At 70.0% G+C, this 15,679-nt stretch carries 12 protein-coding genes; 9 read left to right on the top strand and 3 right to left on the bottom strand.

Features of this window, described 5'->3' with window-relative positions; translation table 11 throughout:
* The first annotated feature begins 12 nt into the window (after positions 1-12).
* Together AC2EBS_RS00245 and AC2EBS_RS00240 are read left to right on the top strand one after the other, a co-directional pair.
* Positions 13-1,752: an ABC transporter ATP-binding protein/permease gene (locus tag AC2EBS_RS00245; RefSeq protein ID WP_484726381.1), complete on the top strand. Its 1,740-nt coding sequence runs from the start codon at positions 13-15 to the stop codon at positions 1,750-1,752.
* A 12-nt stretch (positions 1,753-1,764) separates the two neighbouring features.
* Positions 1,765-2,562, top strand: a complete 798-nt coding sequence (locus AC2EBS_RS00240) for a formate/nitrite transporter family protein (RefSeq protein WP_484726380.1) — start codon at positions 1,765-1,767, stop codon at positions 2,560-2,562.
* A 50-nt stretch (positions 2,563-2,612) separates the two neighbouring features.
* On the opposite strand, the gene AC2EBS_RS00235 is transcribed toward AC2EBS_RS00240, so the two are convergent.
* Positions 2,613-4,271 (bottom strand): methyl-accepting chemotaxis protein, encoded by a 1,659-nt coding sequence (locus AC2EBS_RS00235; protein WP_484726379.1) that lies wholly within the window; start codon positions 4,269-4,271, stop codon positions 2,613-2,615.
* A gap of 262 nt (positions 4,272-4,533) precedes the next feature.
* Here AC2EBS_RS00235 and AC2EBS_RS00230 point away from each other — a divergent pair, with 262 nt between their 5' ends.
* The 7 genes from AC2EBS_RS00230 (at position 4,534) to AC2EBS_RS00200 (ending at position 12,594) form a co-directional block, all read left to right on the top strand.
* Positions 4,534-4,914: a DUF2946 domain-containing protein gene (locus AC2EBS_RS00230; RefSeq protein ID WP_484726378.1), complete on the top strand. Its 381-nt coding sequence runs from the start codon at positions 4,534-4,536 to the stop codon at positions 4,912-4,914.
* Between the two features lie 140 nt (positions 4,915-5,054).
* Entirely contained in the window at positions 5,055-5,561 is a 507-nt protein-coding gene (locus tag AC2EBS_RS00225) for a copper chaperone PCu(A)C (RefSeq protein ID WP_484726377.1), read from the top strand.
* 223 nt (positions 5,562-5,784) lie between these two features.
* Positions 5,785-8,145 (top strand): TonB-dependent receptor, encoded by a 2,361-nt coding sequence (locus AC2EBS_RS00220; protein WP_484726376.1) that lies wholly within the window; start codon positions 5,785-5,787, stop codon positions 8,143-8,145.
* Between the two features lie 2 nt (positions 8,146-8,147).
* Entirely contained in the window at positions 8,148-9,407 is a 1,260-nt protein-coding gene (locus AC2EBS_RS00215; protein ID WP_484726375.1) for a hypothetical protein, read from the top strand.
* 10 nt (positions 9,408-9,417) lie between these two features.
* Positions 9,418-9,918, top strand: coding sequence for a hypothetical protein (locus tag AC2EBS_RS00210; protein WP_484726374.1), 501 nt, complete (start codon positions 9,418-9,420; stop codon positions 9,916-9,918).
* Positions 9,919-9,980: 62 nt separating this feature from the next.
* Positions 9,981-11,897 carry a type IV pili methyl-accepting chemotaxis transducer N-terminal domain-containing protein gene (locus AC2EBS_RS00205; RefSeq protein WP_484726373.1) on the top strand — a complete coding sequence of 639 codons (1,917 nt, stop codon included), beginning with the start codon at positions 9,981-9,983 and terminating at the stop codon, positions 11,895-11,897.
* Positions 11,898-11,907: 10 nt separating this feature from the next.
* Positions 11,908-12,594, top strand: a complete 687-nt coding sequence (locus AC2EBS_RS00200; RefSeq protein ID WP_484726372.1) for a response regulator — start codon at positions 11,908-11,910, stop codon at positions 12,592-12,594.
* 37 nt (positions 12,595-12,631) lie between these two features.
* Here the strand turns inward: AC2EBS_RS00200 and AC2EBS_RS00195 are convergent, their stop codons facing one another.
* Positions 12,632-14,179 (bottom strand): glycosyltransferase, encoded by a 1,548-nt coding sequence (locus AC2EBS_RS00195; RefSeq protein WP_484726371.1) that lies wholly within the window; start codon positions 14,177-14,179, stop codon positions 12,632-12,634.
* Complete coding sequence (locus AC2EBS_RS00190; protein WP_484726370.1) at positions 14,176-15,612, bottom strand: chloride channel protein; 1,437 nt, start codon at positions 15,610-15,612, stop codon at positions 14,176-14,178. The genes AC2EBS_RS00195 and AC2EBS_RS00190 overlap by 4 nt, the downstream gene beginning before the upstream one ends.
* Positions 15,613-15,679: the final 67 nt, after the last annotated feature.

The following is a 15,679-nucleotide window of genomic DNA, read 5'->3' as shown; positions in this document are numbered from 1 at the left end:
AACAATGGCGGCATGACCGCCCCCGAACACAACGGCGTCGCGCTGGGCTTCAACACCAAGCTCTGGCGCCGCTTCCTCGCCATCGCCGCGCCCTACTGGCGCTCTTCCGACGAACGCTGGCGCGCGCTGGGTCTGCTGCTGCTGCTGATCGTGCTGCTGCTGGGCCAGACCGGCTTCAACCTGCTCTTCAACCACGAGAACGGCGAATTCACCTCGGCGCTGGCGGCGCGCGATGCCGATCGCTTCTGGGCGTCGATCCAGCGCTACACGATGATCCTCGCGGCCGGCGTGCCGATCTTCGCCTTGTACTACTTCGTGCGCGACACGCTGGGCCTGCGCTGGCGGCGCTGGCTCACCGACCACTTCCTGCAGCGCTACTTCGCTCAGCGCGCCTACTACCGGCTCAACACGCCGGATGCGATCGACAACCCCGACCAGCGTATCGCCGAGGACATCAACAGCTTCACCAGCCAGTCGCTGTATTTCTCGATGGTGGTGCTGGGCGCGCTGCTGCAGCTGGTGGCCTTCGCCGGCGTGCTGTGGGCGATCTCGAAGACGCTGGTCTACTTCCTGCTCGGTTATGCGGTCGTGGCCACGCTGTTCACTGGCTGGGCCTTCGGCAAGAAGCTGATCGCGCTGAACTTCAAGCAGCTGCAGCGCGAAGCGGACTTCCGCTTCAACCTCGTGCGCGTGCGCGAGCATGCCGAGCCGATCGCGCTGCACGATGGCGAGCAGCGCGAGATCAGCACGCTCAAGCGCATCTTCGGCGCGCTGTACGCCAACTACCAGCAGGTGCTGCGCTGGCAGTTCAAGCTCAACCTGTTCCAGTACGCGCACAGCTTCCTGACCATCGTGCTGCCCAGCATCATCATCGCGAACGACGTGCTGTCGGGCGAGCTGGAAGTGGGCCGCGCGGTGCAGGCGGCCGGCGCCTTCGCCGCCATCCTCAGCGCGCTGACGGTGATCGTCGAGCACTTCGAGAGCCTGAGCCGCTTCTCGGCCGGCGTGAACCGGCTGCATGCCTTCGCCGGCACGCTGGATGCACAGGGCCAGGTGCTGGCCAGCCACGATCCGCAGCGCCCGCAGATCGAGGTGCGGCCGGACATGGTGCTGGCGCTGCGCAAGCTCACCGTCTACACGCCGCAGTACGAGCACCTGCTGGTGCGCGAGCTCTCGCTTGCGGTCGAGCCAGGCCATGGCCTGTTGATCGCCGGACCGAGCGGCGCGGGCAAGAGCTCGCTGCTGCGCGCAGTGGCCGGGCTGTGGACCAGCGGCCAGGGTCAGGTCTTGCGCCCCGCGGGGCCGGACATGCTCTTCCTGCCGCAGCACCCGTATCTGCCGCTGGGCGACCTGCGCTCGCAGCTGCTCTATCCGCATTGCGACCGGCATATTTCCGACGCCGAGCTGCAGGAATGGCTGGAACGCGTCAACCTGCCTGACCTGGCCAAGCGCTACGGCGGCCTGAACAAGGAGCTGGACTGGGCCAAGCTGCTCTCGGTGGGCGAGCAGCAGCGCCTGGCTTTTGCGCGCGCGCTGCTGGCCAAGCCGCGCTACCTGCTGCTGGACGAGGCGAGCAGCGCGCTGGACGCGGCCAACGAAGCGCGCCTGTACAGCCAGCTGGCCGAGTTCTCGATCACGCCGATCAGCGTGACCCACCACGCGAGCCTGCTGCAGTATCACAAGCAGGTACTGGACCTGCCGGGCGACGGCAGCTGGAGCCTGCACGAGGCACAACACTACCGCTGGACTTGAGGGATTCTGCGCATGGCTGAACTGTTCGGATCCGACGCCTATGCCCCGAAGGAGATCGCCGCGCGTGTCAGCGAGGTGGGCGTGCGCAAGGCGCGGCTGCCGCTGCTGACCGTCGCGCTGCTGGGCGTGCTGGCCGGCGCCTTCATCGGCCTGGGCGCGCTGATGTTCAGCCTGGTGGCCAGCGATGCGAGCCTGTCCTTCGCCGCCTCGCGCTTGCTCGGCGGTCTGGTGTTCTCGCTCGGGCTGGTGCTGGTCGTCGTTGCCGGCGCCGAACTGTTCACCGGCAACAACCTGATCGCGATGGCCTGGGCCAGCGGCAAGGTGAGCACCACCGAACTGCTGCGCAACTGGGTGATCGTCTGCGCGGCCAATCTGCTCGGCGCGATCGGCCTGGCCCTGCTGGTCTGGCTGGCCGGCACCGCCGGCATGAACGGCGGCAAGGTCGGCGAGACGATTCAGCGCATCGCGCTGGCCAAGGCCGAGCTCGGCGCGGGCGAGGCCTTCTTCCGCGGCGTTCTGTGCAATGTGCTGGTCTGCATGGCGGTGTGGATGACGCTGGCCGGCCGCAGCGTGGTCGACAAGGTGCTGGCCATCGTGTTCCCGATCACCGCCTTTGTTGCCGCCGGCTTCGAGCACTCGATCGCCAATATGTTCTTCTTCCCGCTCGCCTGGCTGCTGGGTGCGCCGCTGACGCTGGGCGCGATGGCCGGCAATCTCGCCGTGGTGATCGCCGGCAATATCGTCGGCGGCAGCGTGCTGGTGGCGCTGGTGTACTGGGTGATCTACCTGCGGCCGGCGCAGGCCGAGTAGCAAGGTCCGGCTGCAGCCTCGCGCTGCTAGGCGCGAGGCTGTGCGGGCAGCTATGCAGCCGGCAGCTTGAACCGCGCCACCTCCGCCGCCAGTCCCTGAGCCTGGTCCTTCAGCGCGCCCGCCGCGGCAGCGGTCTGCTCGACCAGCGCGGCGTTCTGCTGCGTCATCTGGTCCAGCTCCTGCACCGACTGGCCGATCTGGCCAATGCCTTCGCTCTGCTCGCGCGAACCGCGGGCAATCTCGCCGAGCAGATCCTTGACCTGCTGCGAGGAGCCAACGATTTCCTCGATGGTCGTGCCGGCGCGCTGCACGATGGCGGTGCCGCTTTCCACCTGCTCGACGCTGCTGCCGATCAGGGTCTTGATCTCCTTGGCTGCCTCGGCACTGCGCTGCGCCAGCATGCGCACCTCGGAAGCCACCACCGCGAAGCCGCGGCCCTGCTCGCCGGCGCGTGCTGCCTCCACCGCGGCGTTCAGCGCGAGGATATTGGTCTGGAACGCGATGCCGTCGATGGTGCCGATGATGTCGGCGATGCGGTTCGACGAGGCCGAGATCGCCTGCATGGTGTCCACCATCTCGCGCATCACGCGGCCACCGTCCATCGCCACCGAGGCGTTGCGCTCGGCCACGCCGGCGGCGCTGCCGGTGTGCTCATGGGTCTTGTGCACGGTGGCGGCGATCTGCGTCATCGCCGCCGCGGATTCCTCCAGATTGGCCGCGGCCTGCTCGGTGCGCGTGGACAGGTCCATCGCGCCGCCGGCGATCTCGGTGCTGGAGCCGAGGATCTGCTCGCTGGAGACGCGCACCCGGCGCACCATGCCGCGCAGCGAGTCCTGCATCGCGCGCAGGTCGATCATCAGCTCGGCCGCCTCGTCGCTGCCCCAGGGCGAGGGCGAGGTGGTCAGGTCGCCCGAGGTCATCGCGCGCAGATGACGGCGCGTCTCCTCGAGGCCGCCGTTGATCACGCGGTAGAAGCAGTAGAACAGGTAGGCCGAGATCAGCAGCGCTGCGATGACGACGGCCGCGCTGACGCCGGCGCGCTGAAGCTTGGCCGCGCGCAGATCGTCCACATAGATGCCCGAGCCGATCACCCAGCCCCAGGGCTCGAAGCCCTTCACATAGGACAGCTTGTCCACCGGCTTGTCGCTGCCCGGCTTGGGCCACTGGTAGGCGACGAAGCCCTGGCCGCTCTTGCGCACCTTGTCGACGAAGGCGCGGAACAGCGCCAGGCCGTTCGGGTCCTTCATGTCGCCCACGTCCTTGCCGTCGAGCTCGGGCTTGATCGGATGCATGACCATGCGCGGCTGCATGTCGTTGATCCAGAAATACTCGCGCTCGTCGTAGCGCATCTTGGCGATGGCTTGCCGGGCCAGCGCCTGCGCCTGCTCGCGGCTCAGGCGACCAGCCGCTTCCTCGCCCTGCGCCCAGACGAGCACGCCATAGGCCACCTCCACATGCTGGCGCGTCGCGTCCATGCGGTCGCTCTCGGCGGCGCTGGACTGCAGCGAGAGCTGCCACAGCAGCAGGCCCAGCATCGGCAGCACGAAGACGATGGAGATGATCGAGGCCTTGGCATTGAAGCCCAGTCGGCGGAACAGCCGCACGCCCGGTGCCCAGATGCCGTGGAAGGCAAAGAAGCCCGGCGCCTGCCGCGCCTGCTCGAAGCTCTCGCCTTGTTGAAAACCGCCTGCCTGTGGCACTGCCGCCATCGTCTGTCTCCGTCGTGCGATTGAGGGGTTGCGGGGTCGATGCGCCTGTCGATTGAACGCGCAGCGGCGATCCCGGCGAACGCCGCCTTGCAGCGGATTGTGCACATGCGTATCAATCGGTGGCGATAGAGAAGCGCCGGCCTGACCGCCCAGTAAAGGCTTTGTCCCTGCCCATGTCCCGCGCTTTGTGCGCCTTGCGCCCGCAGCCTGTCATGCAGGTGACAGGCGACACCGCGCCGGGCTTGCCGCATAGAATGTTCGCATGCTGCAAAGCCTGCGTCTGCGTCGTCGCTTCTCGGTCTGGCTGGCCATCGCCGCCATGCTGATGGCTGCGCTCGTGCCGACCGTGTCGCAGGCCGTCCGCGCCGCAGACCCGGTCGCCTGGGCCGAGGTCTGCAGCACCACCAGCGGCAGTAGCAGGACCGGGCAGGCCCCGGTCGACAACGCTGCGCATCTGTTCGAGCACTGCCCCTACTGCAGCCTGCACCAGCCCGCGCTGGGCCTGCCGCCGGCACCGACGGCGCTGCAGCTGCCGCTCGCCACGGCCGAGGCCCTGCCCTGGCTCTATCTCTCTGGCCCGCGTGGTCAGCACAACTGGGACGCTGCGCGCCCGCGCGGCCCGCCCGCGGGCCATCAAGCCTGATCGGGCCTGATCGGGCCTGAGGTCGCGCCCGCTTCGCGTCGACGCTCGCCCCCCCAGCCAACGATGTGGCCCTGCTCCGCCGCGCCCAGCGCCGCAGCCAGCGCCGCCAGAGATACGAACGAACACAAGGACCGCTTGCCATGAACACCACGTTCCGCCCCACCCTGCGCCACACCGCCACCAGCCTGCTGCTGGGCTTGGCCATTACGATGCCCGCCCTGGCTCAGGTGACGGTGAAAGACCCCTGGGTGCGCGCCACCGTGCCGCAGCAGAAGGCCACCGGCGCCTTCATGCAGCTGCAATCGGCCCAGGCCACGCGCCTGGTGGAAGCCCGCTCGCCGGTGGCCGGCGTGGTGGAGATCCACGAGATGGCCATGGAAGGCTCGACCATGCGCATGCGCGCGGTGCCGGGTCTTGACCTGCCGGCCGGCCGCAGCGTCGAGCTCAAGCCGGGCGGCTATCACGTGATGCTGATGGACCTGAAGGCTCCGGTCGCCGCCGGCACGAACGTGCCGCTGACCCTGGTCTTCGAAGGCGCGGACAAGAAGCGCCAGACCATGGAGATCAGCGCGCCTGCACGTGCGCTGGGCAGCAGCGATGCCGGCATGGCCGGCAAGCCGATGAACCACGGCCACGGCAAGCACTGAGGCCGTAGGCAGCCGGCCCTTGACCGCCTGAGCCAGCGGCGCCGCGCCTGACGCGGCGCTTCGGCTCGGCCCGATCTCGTCCCGCTCTCGCATCGCCCTCGGCACGGCGTCGCACGCGCATGCATGCATTCATGGCTGCATGCACGAAGCGCCGGGCCGGGCGTCTGCGCAGGCATGCCTGCCTGCGGGACGGGTGCGCACGCTCTCGACCCACTCCATAGACATGTCTTTCAAGACCAAGAATCCGCTCCCGCCGGGCGGCCCGCACGCGCTCGCCCGTGCTGCGGCCCTGCTGCTCGCCTCCTCGTCCGCCACCCTGTTGCCGCTGATCGCGCAATCCCAGGGCGTCGCCACCGAAAACCAGCTCGAGCAGGTGCTCGTCGCCGGACGCAGCAGCGGCATCGACGCCCGCCAGCCCGGCAGCAGCGCCAGCGTCGACGCGCAGGCGCTCGAGCGACAGAACCTCTTCAATGCCGAGGATGCCGCCGCGGCCCTGCCCTCCACCGCGATCCGCAAGCGCTATCTCGGCGACCGCAATGCCAATGTCGGCGGCCGCAGTCACGGCGTGCTGCAGCCCGGCCGCGCGCTGGTCTATCTGGACGGCTACCTGATCAGCAACTTCCTCGGCCGCTTCGATGCGCCGCGCTGGAATATGGTGAACCTGGAGGCGATCGAGCGCATCGACGCCTTCTACGGCCCCTTCTCCGCGCTGCTGCCCGGCAACTCCATCGGCAGCACGCTGATGCTCACCGAGCGCAAGCCGCAAGGCTTCGAGGCCTCTGCCAGCCTGCGCTATGCGCAGCAGGACTTCGCCGAGTACGCGACGAAGGAGCGCTTCGGCGCCACGCAGGCCTCGGCGCGCCTGGCCGGCCGCAGCGAGAGCAGCGGCCTGTGGTGGGTGCTGGGCCTGCAGCACCAGGACAGCGAAGGCCATCCGATGGGCTACACGAACGCGGTGCGCGGCAGCACCAGCGGCGCCTTCGCGACGCCGACCGCGAGCGCCAAGCGGGTCACCGGCATCGTCTACGACCTCGACCCGCAGGGTCGGCAACGTGCGCTGTTCGGCGCCAACACCATAGACCACAGCATCCAGGACACGCTGAACCTGCGCGTCGGCAGCGCACTGGGCGCCAGCCAGCAGATCGAGGCGCGCGTCTCGATGTGGCGCAGCGACAGCACGGTGCGCAACGAGACCTGGCTGCGCGATGCCAACGGCAATCGCGTCTGGAGCGGCACCGTCAGCGACGGCACTTATGCCTTCAGCGTGCCGGCCAGCGGCTTCGCGCCGAGCACGCGCGACGAGCTGCACCGCCAGCTCGGCGCGACCTGGAAGACCACGCATGCGCGCGGCTGGAATGCCTCGCTGGTGGCCACGCAGTACCGCATCGTCGACGACATCAACCGCCAGGCCAACCTCGCCGACCCGCAGGCCGAGGCCGGCGGCGCCGGCACCGTGACGCGACGCGACGGCACCGGCTGGACCACGCTGGAGGCGCAGGCCGTCTACAAGCCGAGTGCTGGCGACTGGGGCGACGGCCGCCACACGCTCACCTTCGGCGCGCACCGCAACGAGTACCGCCTGGTCAACACCGTGCACAGCGCGGCCGACTGGCGCGCTGGTGCCGAGACTCTGAACCAGAACTATCTGGGCCGCACGCGCATCGAGGCGCTCTACGCGCAGGACGCCGTGCGCCTGGCCGAGGACTGGCTACTCACCGCCGGCCTGCGCGAGGAGCGCTTCAAGACCTGGGACGGCAGCCAGTATTTCGCCGGCCCGCCGCTGGCTCAGACTGCCTACCCGACGCGCGAGCTCAGCGGCAGCTCGCCCAAGCTGGCGCTGGCCTGGTCGGCCACCGACACCTGGCTGCTCAAGGCCAGCGCCGGGCGCGGCTGGCGCTTCCCGAACGTGGACGAGCTCTACAACGGCACCAAGACCGGCAGCAGCATCACCACCAGCGACCCGAAGCTGCGCCCCGAGCGCGGCGACGCCGTCGAGCTCAGCGCCGAAGGCCAGTGGGCGCAGGGCCGGCTGCGCATCAGCCTGTTCCGCGACGACGTGAAGGACACCATCGTCCGCCAGACCGACAGCACCGTCACGCCCAGCATCACGCGCGTCAACAACATCGATCGGGTACTCAGCCAGGGGCTGGAGCTGGCCGGCGACTGGGACCTGCCGGCATGGACGGCGCTGTCCCTGGCCGGCAGCGCCACCTTCACCGATGCGCGCATCGAGGCCAATGCCGCCAACCCGGCCACCGTCGGCAAGCGCTGGCTGCGCATCCCGCCGCAGCGCTACACGCTGCAGGCCAACTGGCGCCCGGCGCCGCGCTGGATGGCCTCGGCCGCCTGGCGCTACAGCGGCCGCCAGTACAACACCGACACCAATGTGGATGTGAACCCCGATACCTTCGGCGGCACCTCGCGCGTCAATCAGCTCGACGTCAAAGTCGGCTGGCGCTTCGCGCCCGAATGGGAATGGACGCTGGGCATCGACAACCTGAACAACAACCATGCCTGGCAGGCGCACACGATGCCGCAACGGGTGTTCCACACCGCCTTGCGCTGGCAACTGAAGGGAAGCTGAGCATGCAGATGACCAAAAAAAACGCCAAGGCGCGCCGCCACCTGCTCGGCGCCGGTCTGGCCTTGTCGCTAGCACCGTCATGGCGCGTCGCCATGGCCCAGCATGGCGGGCATGAGCCGCCAGCAGCCGAGACGCCGACACGCAGCGGCGGCGATAGGCCAATGAAGAAACAACGCCGCCCGCAGCTGGCCAGCGGCGCGGCGATCGCGCCGGACGGCTCGATCTGGTTGGCGATGCTCGATGCCCAGGGCCGGCTGGTCACGCAGCGCAGCGCCGACCTGGGCCGCAGCTGGAGCGCGCCGCGGCCGCTGGACATCGGCGGCGAGCTGCCCAGCGCCGACGGCGAGAACCATCCCAAGATCGCCTTCGGCCCAAGCGGCCAGGTGGTCGTCGCCTACACACGGCCGCTGAGTAAACCCTTCACTGGCGAGATCCGCCTGCTGCACTCCAGCGACGGCGGCGCGCACTTCTCGGCCCCCGCGACGGTGCACCAGGACCGCCAGGAGATCACCCACCGCTTCGAGTCCATCGCCTTCGACGACGCGGGCCGGCTGCATGTGGTGTGGATAGACAAGCGCGACCTCGAGGCCGCGAAGAAGGCCGGGCGCGACTACGCCGGCGCGGCGATCTACCGCGCCGTCTCCAGCGATGGAGGCGCCAGCTTCGGCGGCGATATCAAGGTGGCCGACCACAGCTGCGAGTGCTGCCGCATCGCGCTGGCCCGCGACGCGTCCGGCCAGATCGGCGCGCTGTGGCGCCATGTCTGGCCCGGTGAACAGCGCGACCCCGGCTTCGCGCGCCTGGTCGACGGTGCGCAAGCAGTGCGCGCCGGTGAGGACCGCTGGAAGGTCAGCGGCTGCCCTCACCATGGCGGCAGTCTCGTGTCGGCCCGTGACGGCGGCTGGCACAGCGTCTGGTTCGGCGTGCGCGACGGCGTCGCGGCGCTGCGTTACGGCCGGCTCGACGCCGACGGCCGGCCGCGGGGTCAGGTCTTGCCACTGCCCGACGACAAGGCCGAGCATGCGGCGATCGGCCGGGTGGACCAGCGCCTGGCCATCGTCTGGCGCAGCTTCGATGGTCAGCTGACGCGCTGGCGCGCCTGGCTGTCGGCGGACGAAGGACTCAGCTGGCGCTTGAGCGAACTGGGCAGCAGCAGCGCCCCGAATGACTTCGCGCGCCTGGTGCAGGACGAGGGCCTGCAGCGCATGGTGGCGCTGTGGCGCTGCGACGATGAACAGGGAGTGCGCCTTGTCGAACTCTGAGTTCATCGCAATGAGCATGCGCCGGCTGGGCGCAGCGCTGCTCTGCGCCCTCTCTATCGCTGCGGCCAGCGCGGCGCCCGGATCGGTCGAGCCCTTCGACGTGCAGACCTGGGGGGCACTGCGCCAGCAGGTCGAGCGCAGCCGCAAGCCGGCGCTGCTGGTGTTCAGCGCCAGCTGGTGCGCGGTCTGCCCCGGCGTCGTCAAACAGCTGGCCGGCGACAAGCGCCGCCAGCGGGCCGAGGCGCCGCTGCTGCTGGTGATGAGCGATCTGTCGCCCGAGGAGCTGGGCCCGCACGCGGGCCATGGCGCCCACCAGCAGGCGCATGCCCAGGCTGACCGCCTCTTTGCCTTCGACGGCGAGGAAGCGCGCATCCGCCATGCGGTCGATCCGCGCTGGCGCGGTGTGGTGCCGTATGTGGTCTGGCTGGCGCCGGGCCGCGAACCCGAATTCGTCAGCGGCGCACCGGATGCGGCGACGCTGGCGCGCTGGTGGGGAGGCGCGCGCCGCTGATCGCACCGTCGCAGTTGACTTGAGTCAAGGAAGCCAGGCGGGCAGGCCGGTTAGCCTTCGCCATGCCCAAGCTCTTCCGCAGCCTGACCGGCAAGCTCGCCCTGATCCAGACCTCCTTCATGGTGGTCGCGCTGGCCTCGATCGCCTTCACCGTCTGGGTGTCCTGGCAGCTCGAGGGCGGCGCCGGCGCGATCAACGAAGCCGGGCGCATGCGCATGATGAGCTACCGCATGACGCTGGCCCATGCCGCCGGCGAGCCGCTGCAGGCCGATCTGCAGCGCTTCGACGCGATGGTGCAGGCGCTGCAGGACGGCGATCCGTCGCGGCCGCTGTTCGTGCCGAGCACCGAGGCCTGCGAGCAGCGCCTGGCCGAGGTCTCTGCACTGTGGCCGCGTTTTCGTGCGGCGCTGGCGGCACCGCTGCAGCCCGACGACACGCCGGCCCTGCGCGCCCAGGCCGATGAATTCGTACGCACCGTCGATGGCCTGGTCAGCGCGATCGAGCTGACCATCGCCACCCGCACCGCCCTGCTCGGCGGCCTGTGCTTCGGCCTGGTGGTGCTGGTGGTCGGCGCCTCGGTGGTGTTCGCCTCCGGCACCTATGTGTGGATCCTGCAGCCGCTGCAGCGCCTGCGCGAGGGCCTGGCCCAGATGGGCGCGCGGGACTTCAACGCTCGGGTCGACGAGCAGGGTTCGGTGACCGAGTTCGCCGTGCTGGCCCAGGGCTTCAACCAGATGGCCGGCGAGCTGCAGCGCTCCTATGGCGAGCTGGAATTCAAGGTGGCGCAGAAGACCGCGGATCTGGCCGAGCAGAACGAGCGTCTGGCGGCGCTGTACGACGTGGCGCTGCTGGCCACCGAGGGCGGCGACTCGATGGAGGCGCTGGCGCAGAACTTCGCCGGCAAGCTGCTGCGCATCGCCCGTGCCGACGCTGCCGCGGTGCGGCTGGCCGCCGAGGATGGCGAACGCCTGCTGCTGCTGGGCCAGGCGCGGCTGCCGTCGGCGATGGCCGAATCCGAGCGCTGCGTGCGCCTGGGCGACTGCGCCTGCGGCGAGCATCTGCAGACCAGCACCGGCGCGCGCGTGATCCCGATACGCTCGCTGCAGCCAGGCACGCTGGGCCACTGCGAGGCCGCCGGCTACCAGACGGTGATCGCCGTGCCCATGCGCACGCCGCAGCGCACGGTCGGCGAGGTGGAACTGTTCTTCTACGGCGCGCGCACACTGGCCGACAACGAGCGCCAGCTGCTCGACGCGCTGGTGGGCCATGTGGCCACGCAGGTCGAGAACCTGCGACTGGCCGCGCGCGACCGCGAGATGGCGGTCAGCGAAGAGCGCAACCTGCTGGCGCAGGAGCTGCACGACTCGATCGCGCAGTCGCTGGCCTTCCTGAAGATCCAGGTGCAGCTGCTGCGCGGCGCGGTGCAGCGGCAACGCGCCGACGAGCTGGAGCGCGTGATCGGCGAGATCGATGCCGGCGTGCGCGAGAGCTATGCCGACGTGCGCGAGCTGCTGCTGCACTTCCGCACCCGCGCCGGCCACGAGGACATCGAGCACGCGCTGCGCACGACGCTGTCCAAGTTCGAGCTGCAAAGCGGCCTGAAGGCGCAGCTCTCGATGCAGGGCCATGGCGTGCCGCTGCCCCCCGACCAGCAGATCCAGGTGCTGCATGTGGTGCAGGAAGCGCTGTCCAATGTGCGCAAGCATGCCAAGGCCAGCCGCGTCGAGCTGCGCGTGCAGCAGGCGCCGCGCTGGCGCTTCGAGGTCTGCGACGACGGCGTGGGCTTCGAGCCCGGCAGCCAGGCCATCGACGAGACCCATGTGGGCCTGCGCATCATGCGCGAACGCGCCGCGCGCATCGGCGCCGAGCTGCGCGTGGATGCCAGCATCGAACACGGCACCTGCGTGAGCCTGACCCTGCCGCCTGGCGCCGGCGAGGCGCAGACGCCGGCCAGACCGGCCGAGAACGCCGCCGCCTAAGATCCTGTCCATGAGCGAAGCCGCAGAAGAGATCCGCATCCTCGTCGTCGACGACCACAACCTGTTCCGCCGCGGTCTCACCGCGCTGCTGTCGAACGAGCCCGGCCTGACGGTGGTGGGCGAGGCAGCCGACGGCGGCGAGGCGCTGCGCCGCGCCCAGGCGCTGCAGCCCGACGTGATCCTGCTCGACAACCACATGCCCGGCGTTCGCGGCGTGGATCTGCTGCCGCAGCTGCACGAGGCGGCGCCGCAGGCCCAGGTGCTGATGCTCACCGTCAGCGAGGACGAGCAGGACCTGGCCGACGCGCTGCGCGGCGGTGCGCAGGGTTATCTGCTCAAGACCATCGACGGCGCCGAACTGGCGGCCGCGCTGCGTCGCGCGATGGACGGCGAGTCGGTGGTCAGCGCCGAGATGATGCACAAGCTGGTCAGCGCCTTCCGTGCTGCGGCCAAGGCCGCACCGCCGGCCAGTGCCGCGCCGGCGGTGGCGCCGGGCGCCAGTCTGGCCGCGCTGAGCCCGCGCGAGCAGGACATCCTGCGCTGCATTGCCCGCGGCGCCAGCAACAAGGAGATCGCCCGCGAGCTCGGCATCGCCGAGACCACGGTGAAGATCCATGTGCAGCACATCCTGCGCAAGCTCGAGCTCAGCTCGCGCGTGCAGGTGGCGGTGTGGGCGAGCGAGCGCGGCGTGGGCTGAGGTCGAACGCAGGGCCAGCCCGGCGCCTGCAGCCGGCTCAGGCTGGCGCGGCTGCGGCCGACGCGGTAGGCGCAGGCACCAGCGGCAGCAGTTCCTCGAAGGAGTCGATGCTCTGCACCCCCGGCACGGCCAGCAGCGCGCCGGCCTTGGGCTCGATGACGAAGGCCCGGTCGGCCAGCTCCAGCATGCGCAGGTCGTTGATGTTGTCGCCCACCGCCCAGATCTCCTCGAACGGCGGCTGGCCCTCGCCGCTGCGGAAGCGCTGCAGTGCATGGCTCTTGCACAGCTCGGCCGTGCCGGCCGCGTCGTGCGGCAGGAAGGCGGGGTTGATGCGCAGCTCGCCGGTGCAGACCTCGGCATTGAACTGCAGCACATGGGCCAGCGCGAAGTCGGCGAAGATGCGCCGGCGCATCAGCTCGGCAGCGACGAAGTAGCTGTCGCTGACCACGCCGACCATGAAACCGGCTCGGCGCATCTGCTTGACCCACTCGATCACGCCGGGGCGAATCTCCATGCCCTGCGCGACGCGCTCGAACTGCTGGCGAGGCAGGAAGCGGAACAGCGCGGCGATGGCGGCGCTGCGCGTGCTGGCGTCAACGTTGGCGCCATCCAGCAGGCCGCGCAGCGCCTCCTCGTGGCCGCTGGCGCGGGCCAGTTCCAGCGCGTAGCGGCCGCGGGTGATGGTGCCGTCCATGTCGAGCAGCAGCAGGCGCCGGCGGCCGCGGCGGCGGCTGATCACGTAGTCGATTGACGCCGTCGCCTGGCGCTGCGTCTCGTACATCGAAATGATCTGGTCCACGTGCAGCCGGCCGGCCAGGCGGGCACGCGAGTAGATCACCCGCGCCACCTCGTTGGCCATGAAGGTGAGGTCCAGCAGCGGCTGGCTGTCGTGCTCCAGCGAGCCGATGTCGACCTCGGCCAGCCGGGCACCCGCGCGGCTGGCGTCGATCAGCAGGCCGATGTCCACGCCGTAAGCGCTCTCGAAGCTCAGCGTGCGCAGCAGCGTGCGCCGCGCCGCGACGATGCCGCCCAGCGGCTGGGCGAAGCCGGCCAGTTCGGGGAAAAAGACCTTGAGCATGGGCTTGGCCGTCAGCTCGGTGACGCGCCCGCCGCCGCGGCCGAAGCGCGCCTTGACGAAGTCCGCCTCGCCCGCCAGCAAGGGTCGGCACAGATCGCTGATGATGTTGGGCCGCAGGCCGGAGAGGTCGCCGTCGAGATAGACGATCAACTCCTGATGAGCCACGGCCAGCCCGTCGTGCATCGACGCGCCCTTGCCCAGCATGGTGCTGGTGATCACGCGGGCGCCGGCCATGCGCGCCTGCTCGACGGTCTCGTCGGTGGAGCTGTCGTCCACCACGATCACCTCGGCTGTGGCCGGATCGGCCAGCGCATAGCGCACCACATCGGCGATGCGCCTGGCCTCGTTCAGTGCCGGGATGACGACGCTGACGCAGGCCTCCAGGCCCAGGGCCTTGGGCTCGGCAGCGAGGCGCGCGCTCGGCGCCGGCGGCGGAGTCACCGGCTCGGCAGCCCGTCGGCGCCAAAGCCCCAGCAGCTTCAGCAAGCGTTCGATCCAGGGGCTCATAGGTCTTTTCCTTGTTCAGCCGCCGCAGCGCGCCGCGGCGGCACGGGCAGCAGGGCGGCAAGCTCGGTGTACATCGGCCGCGTCACCAGCCGCGCCACACCGCTGGCCAGCAGCGCGCAGGCCATCAGGCTCAGCACCATGGCATGGCCGGCGACCATCTCCATCACGATGATGAAGGCGGTGATCGGCCCCTGCGTGGTCGCCGACAGAAAGCCCACCATGCCCAGCGCGATCAGCGGGATGGCCGCTTCCTTGCCGAGCTCCAGCAGCAGCGCCACGTCGTGGCCGATGCCGGCGCCTATCGCCAGCGAGGGCGCGAACACGCCGGCCGGCACGCCGGTCCAGCTCGACAGCCAGGTGGCGCAGAACTTCAGCAGCGTGTAGACGCCGGGCAGCTCGGCCTGGCCTTCCAGCAGCGCGCGGGTCGGCGCATAGCCGGCGCCGGCGGTGGCGCCCTGGGTGACGAGGCCGATCAGTGCCACCGCGAGGCCGCAAGCCGCGGCGAAGCGCAGCGGGAAGTCGCGGCGCCAGCGGCTGAAGCGGTCGGGCAGGCCCTGGGTGCAGACGATCATCAGGCGCGAGAACAGACCGCCGGCCAGGCCGGCGATCAGCGCCACCGCCACCCCCGGGCCGAGCAGCGCCCAGGACTGCTCCTGCACGCGCAGGCGGCCGAAGTAGGTGGTGTTGCCGAACACCGAGACGGCCACCAAGCCGGCCAGCACGATGCAGGCGATCACCAGCGAGCTGTGCGTGATGCCGCGGCGCCGCGACAGCTGCTCCAGCGCGAAGATCACGCCGCCCAGCGGCGTGTTGAAGGCGGCAGCGATGCCCGCCGCCGCACCGGCCACCATCAGGTCATGCGCGTCCAGGCCCGACTGCGGCGACAGCCAGCGGCGCGCATGGCCCATCACGCCGGCACCCACCTGCACCGTCGGCCCCTCGCGACCTATCGACAGCCCGGCCAGCAGGCCACCGGAGACCAGGCCGATCTTGTGCAGCGACAGGCGCAGCGAGACCAGCCAGCTGCGCTGAGCGGCATCCAGATCGTCGTCGAGCGCACGTACCACCTGCGGAATGCCCGAGCCCATCGCGCCGGCCGCGAAGCGCCGCGTCCACCACAGCAGCGCCACGGTCAGCGCCGGGGTCCAGAGCAGTGGCAGGTAGCGGCCGTAGTCGCCAGCCTGCTGCAGGCCGGCGAAGGCATGGCTGGCGGCCTCGGCCAGGTAGGTGAAGCCGACGACCACCAGTCCGGTCAGCACCGCATAGGCCAGCACGATGGCGCGGTCCAGCCAGGGGCCCAGCGACGACAGCTCGGCACCGAGCTGGCGCCAGAACTCGGGCTCGACCTCGCGTATCGCTTGCTGAAGCCGTCGCAGGCGCAGGGCCAGAGGACGCCGTACGCGCTCGGAGATGGGCAATGCAGGTCGCAGCATGGCTGCAGATTGTATTTGCACAAATACATTACCCGCATCAGAGCTGAGTTGAAGGTCGATGCTCAGC

The organism is Roseateles sp. T103, from assembly GCF_057219915.1.
Note: the sequence above shows the minus strand (reverse complement) of the source record. Positions and strands in the feature narration are given on the sequence as shown.